The following is a 14,071-nucleotide window of genomic DNA, read 5'->3' on the forward strand; positions in this document are numbered from 1 at the left end:
CCCGTGCGACCCGGACCGCACAACGCCCTCACCGACGTCCCCGGGGTCCTCCTCGGCCACGCCACCCGCATCGGCGGCGGCGCCCTCACCGGCACCACCGCTGTCCTGCTGCCCGAGGGCACGGTCACCGCCGTCGACGTGCGCGGCGGCGGCCCCAGCACCCGCGACACCCTCGCCCTCGACCCGCGCGAGGACCGCCGCGCCGTCGCCGCCCTGGTGCTCACCGGCGGCAGCTCCTACGGCCTGGGCACCGCCCACGGCGTCCTCGACTGGGTCAGCGAGCACCGGCCCTGGGCCGACCCGGTCGTCCCCACCGCCGCCCTGTTCGACCTGGGCCGCGGCGGCGACTTCACCGCCCACCCGCGCCCCGAGGTCGGCCACGAGGCGGCGTCGGCCGCGGCGGCCGGGCCGGTCGCGCAGGGCAACGTCGGCGCCGGGACCGGGGCGCTGACCGCGCAGATGAAGGGCGGCCTGGGCACCGCCAGCGCCACCTTCCCCGACGGCACCACCGTCGCCGCCGTGGTCGGCATGAACTCCCACCACCCCGCGGTCGACCCGGCCACCGGCCTCCCGCTCGGCGTCGCGTTCGGCCTGCCCGGCGAGTTCCCGCTCGTCCCCGTCGCCCCCGAGGTGATCGCCGCGGGCCGGGAGCGGCTGCGGGCCACGTTCGAGGCCCGGCGGTTCCGCGCGCCGCTCAACACCGTCATCGGCGTCGTGGCCACCACCGCCCCGCTCACCCCCGGCCAGGCCCACCGCCTCGCCGACGCCGGGCACAACGGCTTGTCCCTGGCCATCCGCCCCTCGCACGGCCTGGCCGACGGCGACACGATCTTCGCCGCCGCCACCGGGACCTCCGGCACCGCCGCGACCGCGCTCTCCGCCGCTCCCGGTGTGTTCGCCCGCGCCATCGCCCACGCCATCCTCGCCGCCACGTCGATCACCACCGACTGGGGTGAACTGCTCGCCCACCGGGACCTCTACCCGCAGCCCTGAGCGGGTTCTCCCGACTCCACAGAGGACTCGGCAAATCTTTCCCCTTGACCCCACCGCCGCACGACTGGCACTATCTCCCCATGCGCCTTTGAGATTCCGGGACCTGATCCCCACTGACGGACCACCCGCCGCAGGCTGAACCAGCCCGGCCGAGTGGGTTCCGGGGACTCCCGTCGACACCCCGCCCAGGCAGGTCACCCTGCCGCACGGCAGGCGATCACGCATGCCCACTGACCGGTCCGCACCCGCTCGTCGGACCGGGTAGCCGCCACGCCCACGGTCCGGCACCGCCGCGACCGCGGTCGGCGACCCCTCCGAGCGACTTCGCACCACCCCTTTCCAGGAGGCCACCTTGGCTGCCAAGAAGTCCCGCACCCCGTCGATGGACGACATCAAGAACCGCTTCTCGCAGGCCCTGGCCCAGAAGGGCACCGGCCCGCACCCGCACGAGTCGCACCGCGCGCAGACCATCCGCGGCGGCGCCAACATCCCGGTCCCGCGCAAGCACACGCTGCGCCGCAAGACCGGGTGACCCGTGGACTGCTTGCCCCGCAACGAAACCGTCGCGGGGCAAGCGGTCTGTCCACTACCGACCGCGCCGCGGCTTCTGCCCCGGGCGCGGCGTGGTCATCCGCGGCTTGACCACCGCGGGTGCCCCACCGCCGGTCGACTGACTGTCCACTCTGGTCAACAGGACGTGCTGCTGTCCGAACGTCCACACGTTGTTGGCGAGGAAGTACAGCAGCACGCCGATCGGCACCGGGAACAGCAACCCGGACACCAGCATCCCCGCGGGCGCGAGGAACGCCATCACCTTGCCGATGGTGGCGAACTGAGGGTTGTCCGCGGGCTGCTTCTTCTGCCCCGCCCGCAGCGACAGGAACGTCGCCGCCCCCGCCAGCAGCATCAGCGGCAGCCCCACCGCGAGCATGTGCGCCCGGTCGGTGGCGAACGCGGCCAGGTCGCCGGCGGACTGGCTCACCCAGTTGCCCAACCGCGCGCCGAACAGGTCGGCCCGCAGGAACGACTCCACCCCGGCCCGGTCGAACACGTGGTTCGACTGCGCGGTCGGGGTGAAGTCGCGCAGCACCCAGTACAGGCTCAGGAACACCGGGATCTGCAGCAGCGCGGGCAGGATCGTGCCGAACGGGCTGGTCCCGTTGTCGGCGTGGAGCTTCTGCACCTCCTGCCCCATCCGCACCCGGTCGCCGCGGTGCTTCTCCCGGATGCGGGCCAGGGCGGGCGCCAACTCCCGGGCGCGGCGCGCGGCGCGCAGTTGACCGAGCGCGGGCCGGATCAGCAGCACCCGCACGGTGAAGACCAGGAACACGATCGCCAGCACCCAGGCGGCCCCGCTGCCGGGGCCGAAGAGGGCGCCGAAGAGCCGGTGCCAGAACCAGAGCACGCCGGAAACGGGGTAGAGGAAGACGTCGAACATCGGGGATTCACTCCGTCGGAAGAGTCGGGAAGCGGACACCGACCGCCCACGCCCGACTTCGACGCACTGCTCAGGCGGCCGCGCCACCCCGTGACGGAGCCCTGGGCCGAGTCCGCCCCCGCGCATCCGGGTCCCGCAACCGCACCGCGGAGACCAGTCGTGCCCGTTCGCGCAGGCTGATCGCCCGCACCCCGGCGGGCGCCACCGGCACCACGATCCCCACCACGACCACGGCGCACACCACCGCGGCGGCCATCACCCCGAGGCCCACGGCGGAAGCCACCGCCCCGGAACCCCCGGTCGTCGGCAGTACCACGAAGAGCGCAGGCAGGAACAGCGCGAGCAGCAACCGCAGGCGCATCCCCACCGAGACCATGCCGCGAGCGTACCCGACCTGGCTGGAGCCGGGAGCTGACGCGGTGCTGTGGTTCGGGGGTTCACCGATCACCGGCAGCGACTTCGGCAACACGTGAATCCATCCTGGTGCAGGGGGCTCGGGGAATCGCCGCCTCTGGCTGAACGCCTCGATCGGACGCCCAGTCCGCCTCCTGCCGCCTTGTGCTCCGGCGAACCCCGCGCCCTTGGGCCGGCTCGTTTTCCCGGTGCTCTCCACCGCGATCCGGCGGTGATTCGGTGACCGCTCGGTGGAATTGTCCGTGTGGTGCCGTCCGGATTTGCCTTCGGGGTCGAAAGACCCTGGGAATTCGCGTCGATCGGCGGCTGCGGTTTCAACCGCTGTTCACGGCGGGGTGGTCTTCGGGAAAGCGGATCAGCTCGTCCGCGGGTCCGCGTCGGCGATTCCCGGGTGCAGCAGGCTCAACCGGAACGACTCGACGAGGAGTTCGACCAGTTCCTCGTGCGTGGGCCGCGCACCCAGCAGGTCGCGCAGTTCGTCCGCGGCGGGCCCGGCGTGCGGGCGGACCCGGCGCACGCACTCGGTCAGCAGGCGCAGCGCCGGGGTGAGCGGCGCGGCGGGGGCCACGGCGGTGCGGGCGGCGAGGATGGCCCGGACGCCGTGCACGTGCAGCGTGCCGTCCGGGTGCAGGGTGAGCACGCCCGCGTCGACCAGGACCGCCAGCAGGCGGGGCTTACCGCGCACGGCGCCGTCGACCGCCTTGGTCACCAGGAACGACTCGTCGAGCACCAGGTCCGGGTCGAGCAGGGCGCGGATCGCCTCCAGCGGCAGGCCGCGGCTCTGCAACCCCAGCACCCGGCGGATGCGGGCCAGGTGCCGCCGCAGGTAGTACGGGGTGCGGCCGACCCGGACGGGCGGCTGGAGCAGGCCCCTGGAGTGGTAGGAGCGCACCGTCCTGGTCGTGCAGCCGATCCGGGCGGCGAACTGGTCGACGGTGAGGAACGACGCGTCCGGTGGGTCGGTCGGGGTGTGCCGGGCCGGTGCCCGGCGGGGTCTGGCGCCGCTGTCGACGTTCATCCGCGACACCGCTCCCACCCGCGCCGGTGTCTTCGCCCGCCGTGTTCCGCCCTCTGCCAGCCGTGCCCCACGAGTCGGTTCCCCCTCTGGCCGCCTACCGCATTCCCGACAGCGGTGAAGTCTGCCGGCGCCGGTATAAGCGGACCATAAGCGATTCCCGAACAGAGCAGTTGGAGAATGTTTCGGGGGTGGAAGCAGGTTCTTCCACTTCGCGCCCACCGGCCGGTGGTGGGCGGTGGGTGTGTCCCTTCTTTGTCAGTTACCGCATGGAAGCGCTTCTTTCCATTGCTGAGTCCGGGCAGAACCCGGTGGTCATTCTTCTCGCTGTCCGGTTGCAACCGCGTTGGTGAAGGGAATCGACGATGAAGAAGGCACTCAAGACCGTGCTGATGGGTGGTGCCCTGGCCGCGAGCGTGCTGGGTGCCGCACCCGCGGCCCAGGCCGCCCCGGCCGCACCCGCCACGATCCAGGCGAGCTGGACGTGCAGCACCACGCTGTACTCCAACGGGGTGGTCTACAGCCCGTGCACGGTGCACTCCGGCGCGATCAAGGCCTACCTCGACTGCAGCGACGGCTACCGCTACATCGTGCCCGGTGGCAGCACCTGGCTGGGCCCGGGTAGCTGGAACATCACCCTGGTCTGCCCGTCCGGATCGGTCCGCGTGGGCCGCGGGTTCTACTCGATCAACTGATCCTCCCCGGAACAGGAGAGGCCCCGCCCTGCCGGGGCCTCTCCTGTTCCGCCACCCGCGTCACTGCGCCGAGAGCGCCACCGTCGGCGCCAGCCGCGCCGCGCGGATCGCCGGGTACACCCCGGCGAGCACCCCGACCGCCACCGCCGCGCCCACCCCGCCGAGCAGCACCGGCACGGGCAGCACCGCGGGCCAGCCCTGCGACGCGGCGTACCCGGCGGTCACCGCGCTGCCCAGCAGCAGGCCCAGCCCGCCGCCGATGCCCGCCAGCACCACCGACTCGGCGAGGAACTGCCCGCACACCTGCCGCGCGCTCGCCCCGAGCGCCCGCCGCAGCCCGATCTCCCGTCGCCGTTCGAGCACCGAGATCACCATCGTGTTGGCCACCCCGATCCCGCCGACCAGCAGGGCCACCGCGCCCAGCCCGAGGAACAGCGCCGAGAACGCGCGGTCGGTCAACTGCTGCGCGGCGAGCACGTCCGAGGGCCTGCTGACCATCACCTCGTTGGGCCGCTCCGGGTTCACCGTCCGGCCCAGCACGCCCTTCACCGCCTCCACCGCCGCGTCGTCGGCGCGCACGTAGACCGTGCCCGGGGTGCCGTCGAACCCGAGGTAGCGCTGCGCGGCGGGCCAGCCCACCAGCGCGGTGTAGTCGATCTCCTCGGCCAGCGGGGTCGGCTCCAGCACCCCCGCGACCGCGTAGGACCGGTCCTGGATCCACACCAGCGGCGGCGGCTGACCCGGCAGCGGCTCGACCCCGAGGATCTGCGCCGCCCGCGAACCCAGCACCACCACCGGGTACCGGTCGGTCGCCGCGTCCAGGAACACCCCGACCCTGAGCTGGGCCCGCAGCACCTCCAGCAGGTCCAGCCGGGCCGCGGCCACCCGCACCCCGCCGGTCTCCGCGGCGGGCACCAGGTCGTTGCGGCGCACCGACGCGGTCACCGTCCCGGTCGCGCTCACCGCCCGCACCGGGGCGATCCGCCGGACCATCGCCACCGACTCCGCGGGCAGCCGCGCCCTGGCGCCCGCGGCGAGGTCGGCGCCGGGGGCGACGGTGAGCAGGTTCGGCCCCAGCGCGGCGATCTCGGCGTTGAGCGCGGCCTGGTTCGACGCCGGGATGCCCACCACGGCCACCAGCGCGGCGATGCCGATGGCGATCCCCAGCGCGGCGAGCACGGTGCGCAGCGGCCGGGTGCGCACGCCCACCACCCCGAGCCGGGCGACGTCGGCCGGGGGCAACCTGGTCGGCTTCGGCAGCGGCCTGCTCACGCGGTCACGTCCCGGCGGACGCGGCCGTCGAGCATCTCCAGCCTGCGCGGCACCGAGGCCGCGATCGCCGCGTCGTGGGTGATCAGCACGACGGTGGCGCCCTCGGCGTTCAACTCGCGCAGCAGCGACAGCACCCGCGCGCCCGAGCCCGAGTCCAGGTTCCCGGTCGGTTCGTCGGCGAGCACCAGTACCGGCCGGGTGACCACCGCCCTGGCGATGGCCACCCGCTGCTTCTCCCCACCGGACAGCTCCGTGGGCAGGTGGTCCGCGCGGTGCGCCAGCCCCACCCGCTCCAGCGCCGCCTCGGCCTCGCCCCGGCGCCTGCGCGCGGGCACACCGCGGTAGACCTGCGCGGCCATGACGTTGTCCAGGGCGGTGAGCCCGTCGGAGAGGTGGAACTGCTGGAACACGAACCCGATCCACCACGCCCGCACCGCCGACAGCCGACGGTCCGACAGCGACCCCACGTCGTGGCCGTTGACCAGGACGCGCCCGGTCGTGGGCCGGTCCAGGGCGCCCATCAGGTGCAGCATGGTCGACTTGCCCGACCCGGACGGGCCGACGATCGCGGCCAGCTCCCCCTCCTCCAGGCGCATCGACGCCCCGCGCAGCGCGGTCACCCCACCGGGGTAGGTCTTGGACACCCCGTCCAGCTCCAGCACCGCGCTCACGACGTCGTCACCACCGTCAGGCCCTCGGTGACCCCCGGCCCCGACACCTCGACCAGGCCGTCGGCGAACAGGCCCAGGGTGACCGGCACGAACCGCCTCGGCTCGACCGCCTCCACGGCGTACCCGCCCTCCCGCAGCGCGACCAGCGCCCGCACCGGCACGGCCAGCACCCCGGCCCGCCGCTCCCCGTCGAGGGTGACGGTCACCCGGTCGACGTCGGGCAGCGCCGCCGGGTCGTCCGGCACGACGGCCGCGACCAGCTTCGGCTTGCCCTCCACGGTGCGCGTGCCCACGTCGCGCACCCGGCCGGTGAGCACCCGCCCGTCCGGCGGCACCACCCGGACCACCGCCCCCGGCGCGGCGTAGCGGCGCTGCGCCTCCTCCAGTTCGGCGGAGACCAGCCGCGCCGTGCCGCTGACCGTCATCAGGTCGCCCTCGGCGGCGGCACCCAGGCGCGCGGTGACGCCCTCGACGCGGACCGGGCCCTCCACCACGACCACGTCACCCGGGCCCAGCCTGCCGGTCTGCTCGACCCCGCGTGCCCTCTGCCACCGCTTGAGCGCGCGGGTCGTGCCCGCCCCGAACACCCCGTCCGGGCTCCCGGTCTCGCGGTAGCCCAGGGCGAGCAGGTTCTCCTGCACCATCTTCACGTCAGCTCCCGGTTTGGCGCCCTCGGCGAGCTCCCGGTACATCGGCGTCGTGCCGAACAGCACCGGGACCCCCACCTCGTCGACGGAGTAGAGGGACTGGCCGCGGTCGACCACGGCACCCGGCTGCGGCAGCGCGGTGACCGTCCCCGGGCGGCGCCCGGTGAGCGGCACCGCCTCGCCGTGGCCCACCGTGCCGTCGACCTTGATCCGGTCCACCAGGTCGGACCGGGTGACCGCGACGACCGCGGGCGCCGGGGCGGTGGACCGGGCGGTGGCCGGGCGGGCCACGACCCCGGTGAACACCACGACCCCCGCCGTGCCCGCGACCGCCAGCACCGCGGCCAGCGCCAGCGGCCACCGGCGGCGCCTGCGCGGCGCGGCCGGGCCGCTCACCTGGTGCCGCCGGGCAGCGGCACCAGGTTCGGCGAGGTCCCGCAGGTGCGCAGGGCCGCCTGGACCCTCGGGTCGTTGCCGTCGACGCCCTCGGGAAGCTGGGTCACGTTGCCGCCGTAGTCCCCGGCGTCCGGTGAGGGGTCCGGGTAGTCGACGCCCTGCTCGCGCACGCACTTGGCGAACGCCCGGGCCTTCTCCAGCGCCTCCGCGTCCATCTTCTCCGGTGCGCCGCCGTCGCGCACCAGGCCCTTGCACTTCTCCAGCGCCTCCTGCTGCGCGCGCTGCTCCTGCGGCGACCGGGAGGTGTCGTACCGCTCCTCGCCGCCGGTGTCGTCCACTTCGACCTTGGAGTCCTCCAGGTCGGCGCCGTTGGCGCGCATGCACTCGGCGAAGTCGCCGTCCAGGCCGTTCGCGTCCCGCGGCGCGGCCGTCGAGGACGGCGCACCGCCCGCCGAGGCGACCCCCGGCCCGCTCTCGGCCGAGCACCCCGCCAGCAGCACCGCCAGCGCTCCCGCGGCCACCAGTGCGCCCAGTCTCGTCGTCATCGTGTTCTCCCGTCCGGTTTCCCTCGGTGGCGTCAAGTTCTACGGACGGGGTGATCTCCGGGCCGTAAGGGTGACGCTTATGGCGTGCTTATGGGGTTGTCGGCACACTGGGCGCGGTGCGGGTGCTGGTCGTCGAGGACGAGGAAATGCTGGCCGAGGCGATCGCCGAGGGCCTGCGGCAGCAGGCGATGGCGGTCGACGTGTGCTTCGACGGGGCCGACGCGCAGGAGCGCGTGTCGGTGAACCGCTACGAGGTCGTGGTGCTCGACCGGGACCTGCCCAGCGTGCACGGCGACGAGGTGTGCCGGGGCATCGTGAAGTCCGGCGGCGACACCCGGGTGATCATGCTGACCGCCGCCCGCGACGTCGTCGACCGGGTGCACGGCCTGGGGATCGGCGCGGACGACTACCTGACCAAGCCGTTCGCGCTGGCCGAGCTGGTGGCCAGGGTGCAGGCGCTGGGGCGCCGCGCCCGGCCCGCGCTGCCCCCGGTGCTGCGCCGCGACGGGGTGGAGCTGGACGTCTCCCGCCACCAGGTCCTGCGCGACGACCGCTTCATCGTGCTGTCCCGCAAGGAGTTCGCCGTGTTGGAGGTGCTGATGCGCGCCGACGGCGCGGTGGTCAGCGCCGAGGAACTGCTGGAGCAGGCATGGGACGAGCACATCGATCCGTTCACCAACGCGGTGCGGGTGACGATGATGACGCTGCGCAGGAAGCTGGGGCCACCCGCGGTGATCCACACGGTGCCCGGCGTCGGCTACCAGATGGGGGACGCCGCTTCTCGGTGAAGACCAGGCTGGCCCTGGTGTTCACCGGGCTGCTGCTGCTCTCGGGCGCGCTCCTGCTCGCCACCAACTACCTGCTGATGAGCGCCACCCTGCCCGTCGCGACGCCCTCGTTCGTGACCGGGGCGGACCTCGACGTGGTCACCGAGGTGAACCCGGACGCCCAGGGCGCGGTCGAGGCCGTCGACCAGACCGGGTACCGGGCGGCGGTGCTCAACACGCTGCTCGTGCAGTCCGGGGTGACGCTGCTGCTGACCGCGGTGCTGGCCCTGGTCCTGGGCCGGTTCGCGGCCAACCGGATGCTGCGCCCGGTGCACGCGGTCGCGGCCACGGCGCGGCGGCTCAGCGCCGACCGCCTCGACGAGCGCATCCGCATGCGCGGCCCCCGCGACGAGATGACCGAACTGGCCGACACCTTCGACGAGATGCTCGACCGGCTCTCCACCTCCTTCGACAGCCAGCGGCGCTTCGTCGCCAACGCCTCGCACGAACTGCGCACCCCCCTGGCCACCCAGCGCACCATGGTCGAGGTCGCCATGGCCCGCCCCGGCGCCCCCGGTGACCTGCGCGACCTGGGCACCCGGCTGCTGGCCGTGAACGACCGCAGCGAAGCCATGATCGAGGGCCTGCTCACCCTCGCCAGCAGCGACCGCGGCCTGTCGACCAAGCAGGACGTGCCCCTCGACCGGATCACCGAGCAGGTCCTCACCCACCACCGGCAGGCGGCCCGCGAAGCCCGCGTCACCCTGGTCGCCGACATCACCCCCCGCACCGTCCGCGGCGACCCCGTCCTGTTGGAGCGGCTCGTCACCAACCTGGTGGAGAACGCCATCAAGTACAACGACGGCGGCGCGGTGTGGGTCCGGGTGGGCGAGGACCCGGCGGTGGCCGTCAGCAACACCGGCCCCCCGGTGCCCGCCGAGGACGTCCCCCGCCTCGTCGAACCGTTCGTCCGCCTCCCGCGCGACCGGGTGGGCGCCCGCCGCGGCGTCGGCCTGGGCCTGTCCATCGTCGCGTCCGTGGTCACCGCCCACGGTGGCCGCCTCACCACCGAACCGAGGAACGGCGGCGGCCTGGACGTGCGCGTCACCCTGCCCCCGACCCGGAACGGCTCGATCCTCTGAGGACACCGCGGTCCTGCGCGGCACCCCAGGCGGCGCGGTGCCATGCTGGAACCGTTCCCCGCAACGGAAGGGTGTCCGATGATCTTCATCACCGCCAGGTTCGCGGTCAAGCCCGAGCACGCCGACCGGTGGCCCGAACTCTCCCGCGAGTTCACCGAGGCCACCCGCGCCGAACCCGGCTGCCTCTGGTTCGACTGGTCCCGCTCCCTCGACGACCCCACCGAGTACGTCCTCGTCGAGGCCTTCCGCGACGGTGACGCGGGCGGCGCCCACGTCAACTCCCCGCACTTCAAGGCCGCCCAGGAAACCCTCCCGCCCTACCTGGCCGCCACCCCGCGCATCGTCAACGTCGAAGCCCCCGGCACCGAGTGGTCCCTCCTCGGCGAGATGGCCGTCGACTGAGCCGCTAGGGCCTGTCCTCAAAGCCGACCACCTGAAAACCGCAGGCCCAGCCGGGCACACCGGCAAAATCCCGGGCTTTGAGGACACGGCCTAGAGGAGCGTCGGGTTGCCCCAGGCCAACTCCGGCAACCTGGACGACCGCCCACCGGTCGCCAGGACCCCCGGGAGCAGGGGCGCGGACGCGGTGGTCGGGCGGTACATCTCCAACCGCAGGTGCCGCACCCCGCTGACGTCCACCTCGACCGCCCCCGGCATCCCCCAGGACGCCCGGCGCTCCGGCTGCGGCCGACCGTCGAGGTAGACCCGGAAGTGGCCGATCTGGAAGTGCTCGGCGGCGTCGTCGAGCACCCCGATCACGGTGGTCAGCCGCCGGTACGCCCCCGCCAGGTCCACCTCGACGAACCCCAACGCCTCGGCCGCGTCGGAGGGCCGCAGGACCACGCTGTGGTCGTAGTGCACACCGTTGATCCGCGCGCCCGCGTGGCGGACCTCCGCACCGGCGACGAGCCAGGGCAGGTCCCCCGCCAACCTCACCCGATCCCGCGGCGGCGCGGCCACCACCCCGGCCGGTGCGCTCGCCCCCGCGGGCGGCCCGGCCGGGGCGTTCGCCCGCACCGCTGACTTCGGGGTCCGACCCCGCCACGTGCCGCGCGGAGGCATCGGGTGGTCGCCGACCCCGGTGATCGCGGTCAGCAGGTAGTCGACGCCCTCGGCGGTGAACTCGTCGACGGTGAAGTGCGTGGCGGAGTGGGGGGCGAGGAACGTCGGAATGTCGTCGACCGACCTCCCGGGCAGGACGACGGGCAGCAACCGCTTGGTCGCCTCGCGCAGGTTCCGCGTCAACTGGTCGCGGATGATCGTCGCCTCGAACTGCGCGCCCCGGCCCTCGTGCGGCGGCGCGGTGCCGTCGGCCCGGCGCTTGTAGTCGGGGGAGGCGATGATCAGGATGTAGTCGGCGGTGTTCAGGTGCTCGATCGCCCAGGCCGACCAATCCCGGCGCTGGTTGTCGTCCCACTGGTCGACCTGCACGTCCAAGCCGATGTCCCGGCGCAGGAAATCCGCGAACAGGCGCACCTGTTCCTTGTGCTCCGGCGAGTCGTGCGAATAGCTGACGAACACCCGTGGCGGCGTTTCGAGGTCGGACATCGCCGCTCCCTGGTGAGTGTGGCGTGGCCGGGGCACCCCGGCCGAAACGCATTCTCGGCGATGGAACCGCCGAAAGCGACCCCTGTCCACCACGTGTCATGTTTTCGTCGTCTTCCCCGTGGCGGTCAGGGGTTTTCCGGCGAACCCGAGTAATCGGAGTCGGCGGGAAAGTGTCCAGTTTTTGTCGTGTCCCGCGCCTTCTTCGGAACCCCCGCGTCCGCCTACTCTCGGTCCCGCCCGCCGACAGGTTCGAAGGAGCGATGACACGCGTGTACCAGTACGACGTGTTCATCAGCTACCGCCGCCACGGCAACGACGTGCCCGCCTGGGTCCGCACCCACTTCTACCCGCGCCTGCGGGAGATGCTGAACGAGAACTTCGAGCGGGACGTGGACATCTTCTTCGACGGGAACATCGCGACCGGCGCCGACCGGGTGCTGCAATCGCAGGCGGCGCTGAAGCGCACCCGCATCCTGCTCCCGGTGTGCTCGCCCCGTTACTTCTGGGATGAGTGGTGCCTGCGGGAGTGGCATTCCATGTGGCACCGGGAACGACGCCTGCACGGGGCCCTGCCGGGAAATCCCCCCAGCCTGATCTATCCGGTGATCTTCTGCGACTCCCAGAACTTCCCGGACTACGCCAAAGCCAGGCGAATGCGGGACTTCAACGACTGGAACCAGTCGCTCCCGCAGTTCCAGGACACTGTGGACTACCTCCGGTTCAACAACGAGGTGGGGGAGACGGCGCAGGAATTGGTGGAGCTGATCCGGCAGGCGCCCGAGTGGAGCGACGACTGGCCCGACGACGGGCCTGACCCGGAGCCACCCCCGGTCCCGGGGCCGCCTCCCACCTCGAAGCTGCCGAGGTTCTGAGGCCATGACGGGAACCGTGGTCACGTTCTACTCCTACAAGGGCGGGGTCGGCCGCAGCTTCGCGCTGGCCAACACCGCCGTCCTGCTGGCCCGCTGGGGCCACCGGGTGCTGTGCCTCGATTGGGACCTCGAAGCCCCCGGCCTGCGGGACTACTTCCGCCCCATGATGGGCACCGCCCCGACGGGCGGGGTGGTGGACCTGGTCGAGGACTTCCGCGCCGACCGGGTGCGGCCCACCGCGCACGCGACCCGGCTGACCGGCGCTGGAACGCTCGACTTCATCGCTGCGGGCCGCGACGACCCCGACCTCGTGCGCAAGGTCCAGGAGATCGACTGGGCGGAGCTGTACGAACTGGGGTTCGGCGACTACCTGGAGAAGTGCCGCGCGCAGTGGACCACCGACTACGACTACGTGCTGCTCGACAGCCGCACCGGGGCCTCCGACATCGGCAGCATCTGCACCGCCCACCTCCCGGACCGCCTCGTGGTGCTGTTCACCGCCAACATGCAGAGCGTCGGGGGCGCGATGGACATCGCAAGACGCGCCAAGGTCGCCCGCAGAGCCCTGCCCTACGACCGGCCGCAGCTCACCGTCATCCCGGTGCTGTCCCGGTTCGACACCCGTGACGAGTACGACCGGGCCGAGGTGTGGCGGCGCACCTGCCTGCGCGAGAGCGAAGGCCTGTTCAGCAACTGGCTCGACCGCTCGGTCAAGCCCGAGGTGATGTTCCGCCACCTGACCCTGCCCTACGTCTCCTACTGGACCTTCGGCGAGCAGCTCCCCGTCCTGTCCGAGGCCAACCCCAGCGCCGACCAGATCAGCTACGCGCTGGAAACGGTGGCCGCCCTGGTCGCCCACGACTTCGACCGCACGAGCCTGCTGGCGGAGAACCGGGACGCCTACGTGGCGGCCGTCCGCACGGAGAAGCGCCAGTTCTCCCACGACGTCCGGGTGAGCACCCCGCGCTCCACGTTGGACGTCGCGCACAAGCTCATCGCCGAACTGGGCGGGTTCGGGGTGCGCGCGGAGCTGTCGATGTCCGGCGAGCGGTCCATCCTCACCAAGACCGAGGACGACGCCCGGCACCTGTGCCTGTTGGTCGACCGGAAGGTCAGCCGGTGGCAGGAGGCGGAGGTCGAGCTGTTCGTGCACCGGACCGTGGGCCAGGACCGCAGGGTCATCCCGGTGATCACGGCGGACACCGAGCCCAACGGGCTGCCCGGTTACGTCGGCAACCTGCGGTACCTGCGGCTCGGTCCCTCGCGCGGCCCGGCGGAGGTCGCTCGCGGGTTGGCCGACCAGCTCAACGGGGTGACCGCGCTGGTCGACCCCGGTGACGTCGACCTCGTGGGCGTGCTGCGGGAGGCCGGGCGGGCGCGGCTGCGCCCGGTGCTGTGGGGCCTGGTCGACGAACTGGTCGAGGCCCTGCACGAGGCGGCGGGCGCGGGGGACGACGTGCGGGCCCAGGACGTCGCCGCCGACCTCGCCGTGGCGATCAAGCAGCGGTCGGCGTTCGCGGCGGACGAGCGGGTGCCCGCGCCGCCGGGCACCCGGTCGGCGATCGACCTGGTGGCGCGGGTGCTCGACGTCCGGGTCCAGGAGCGGGACGGGGTTCGGCACCGGTTCAACGGGTTTCTGCACGAGTAGGCGACACA

General features: G+C 73.0%; 16 protein-coding genes. 8 read left to right on the plus strand and 8 right to left on the minus strand.

The features are described from left to right. The first annotated feature begins 3 nt into the window (after positions 1–3). A complete protein-coding gene (locus tag L6E12_RS00605) occupies positions 4–993 on the plus strand; it encodes a P1 family peptidase (RefSeq protein WP_236225869.1) in 990 nt (329 codons plus the stop codon). 352 nt (positions 994–1,345) lie between these two features. Continuing rightward, the gene (locus L6E12_RS00610; protein ID WP_236225870.1) at positions 1,346–1,525 is read left to right on the plus strand and encodes a DUF5302 family protein; all 180 of its coding nucleotides are present in this window, start codon (positions 1,346–1,348) and stop codon (positions 1,523–1,525) included. A 54-nt stretch (positions 1,526–1,579) separates the two neighbouring features. On the opposite strand, the gene yidC is transcribed toward L6E12_RS00610, so the two are convergent. The 3 genes from yidC to L6E12_RS00625 all read right to left on the minus strand — a co-directional run bounded on the left by yidC (position 1,580) and on the right by L6E12_RS00625 (position 3,863). Continuing rightward, positions 1,580–2,431 (minus strand): membrane protein insertase YidC, encoded by an 852-nt coding sequence (gene yidC / locus L6E12_RS00615; RefSeq protein ID WP_236225871.1) that lies wholly within the window; start codon positions 2,429–2,431, stop codon positions 1,580–1,582. Positions 2,432–2,501: 70 nt separating this feature from the next. Next, positions 2,502–2,807, minus strand: coding sequence for a DUF6412 domain-containing protein (locus tag L6E12_RS00620; RefSeq protein WP_236225872.1), 306 nt, complete (start codon positions 2,805–2,807; stop codon positions 2,502–2,504). 393 nt (positions 2,808–3,200) lie between these two features. After that, positions 3,201–3,863: a MerR family transcriptional regulator gene (locus L6E12_RS00625; protein WP_236225873.1), complete on the minus strand. Its 663-nt coding sequence runs from the start codon at positions 3,861–3,863 to the stop codon at positions 3,201–3,203. A gap of 362 nt (positions 3,864–4,225) precedes the next feature. Here L6E12_RS00625 and L6E12_RS00630 point away from each other — a divergent pair, with 362 nt between their 5' ends. Then, positions 4,226–4,555, plus strand: a complete 330-nt coding sequence (locus tag L6E12_RS00630; RefSeq protein WP_236225874.1) for a hypothetical protein — start codon at positions 4,226–4,228, stop codon at positions 4,553–4,555. Between the two features lie 60 nt (positions 4,556–4,615). On the opposite strand, the gene L6E12_RS00635 is transcribed toward L6E12_RS00630, so the two are convergent. The 4 genes from L6E12_RS00635 to L6E12_RS00650 are packed head-to-tail and all read right to left on the minus strand — an operon-like array spanning position 4,616 to position 8,086. Beyond that, positions 4,616–5,827, minus strand: coding sequence for an ABC transporter permease (locus L6E12_RS00635; RefSeq protein ID WP_236225875.1), 1,212 nt, complete (start codon positions 5,825–5,827; stop codon positions 4,616–4,618). After that, the gene (locus L6E12_RS00640; RefSeq protein WP_236225876.1) at positions 5,824–6,498 is read right to left on the minus strand and encodes an ABC transporter ATP-binding protein; all 675 of its coding nucleotides are present in this window, start codon (positions 6,496–6,498) and stop codon (positions 5,824–5,826) included. Before L6E12_RS00640 ends, L6E12_RS00635 begins: the two co-directional genes overlap by 4 nt. Then, positions 6,495–7,541 carry a peptidoglycan-binding protein gene (locus L6E12_RS34195; protein ID WP_236225877.1) on the minus strand — a complete coding sequence of 349 codons (1,047 nt, stop codon included), beginning with the start codon at positions 7,539–7,541 and terminating at the stop codon, positions 6,495–6,497. Before L6E12_RS34195 ends, L6E12_RS00640 begins: the two co-directional genes overlap by 4 nt. Further along, entirely contained in the window at positions 7,538–8,086 is a 549-nt protein-coding gene (locus L6E12_RS00650; RefSeq protein ID WP_236225878.1) for a hypothetical protein, read from the minus strand. Before L6E12_RS00650 ends, L6E12_RS34195 begins: the two co-directional genes overlap by 4 nt. Positions 8,087–8,202: 116 nt before the next feature. On the opposite strand from L6E12_RS00650, the gene L6E12_RS00655 reads away from it, so the two are divergent. The 3 genes from L6E12_RS00655 to L6E12_RS00665 all read left to right on the plus strand — a co-directional run bounded on the left by L6E12_RS00655 (position 8,203) and on the right by L6E12_RS00665 (position 10,397). Next, a complete protein-coding gene (locus L6E12_RS00655; RefSeq protein WP_236225879.1) occupies positions 8,203–8,874 on the plus strand; it encodes a response regulator transcription factor in 672 nt (223 codons plus the stop codon). Next, complete coding sequence (locus L6E12_RS00660) at positions 8,871–9,995, plus strand: HAMP domain-containing sensor histidine kinase (RefSeq protein WP_236225880.1); 1,125 nt, start codon at positions 8,871–8,873, stop codon at positions 9,993–9,995. Before L6E12_RS00655 ends, L6E12_RS00660 begins: the two co-directional genes overlap by 4 nt. Positions 9,996–10,073: 78 nt before the next feature. Further along, complete coding sequence (locus tag L6E12_RS00665) at positions 10,074–10,397, plus strand: putative quinol monooxygenase (RefSeq protein ID WP_236225881.1); 324 nt, start codon at positions 10,074–10,076, stop codon at positions 10,395–10,397. A gap of 90 nt (positions 10,398–10,487) precedes the next feature. Here L6E12_RS00665 and L6E12_RS00670 read toward each other — a convergent pair whose 3' ends face one another. After that, a complete protein-coding gene (locus L6E12_RS00670; protein WP_236225882.1) occupies positions 10,488–11,543 on the minus strand; it encodes an SEFIR domain-containing protein in 1,056 nt (351 codons plus the stop codon). Positions 11,544–11,803: 260 nt separating this feature from the next. Between L6E12_RS00670 and L6E12_RS00675 the strand changes: the two genes are divergently transcribed. Both L6E12_RS00675 and L6E12_RS00680 read left to right on the plus strand, forming a co-directional pair. Continuing rightward, entirely contained in the window at positions 11,804–12,415 is a 612-nt protein-coding gene (locus L6E12_RS00675) for a TIR domain-containing protein (RefSeq protein ID WP_236225883.1), read from the plus strand. A gap of 4 nt (positions 12,416–12,419) precedes the next feature. Continuing rightward, entirely contained in the window at positions 12,420–14,063 is a 1,644-nt protein-coding gene (locus L6E12_RS00680) for a CATRA system-associated protein (protein WP_236225884.1), read from the plus strand. The last annotated feature ends 8 nt before the right edge of the window (positions 14,064–14,071 follow it).

Origin of the sequence: Actinokineospora sp. PR83 (assembly GCF_021056305.1) — a bacterium.
Classification (GTDB): domain Bacteria; phylum Actinomycetota; class Actinomycetes; order Mycobacteriales; family Pseudonocardiaceae; genus Actinokineospora; species Actinokineospora spheciospongiae.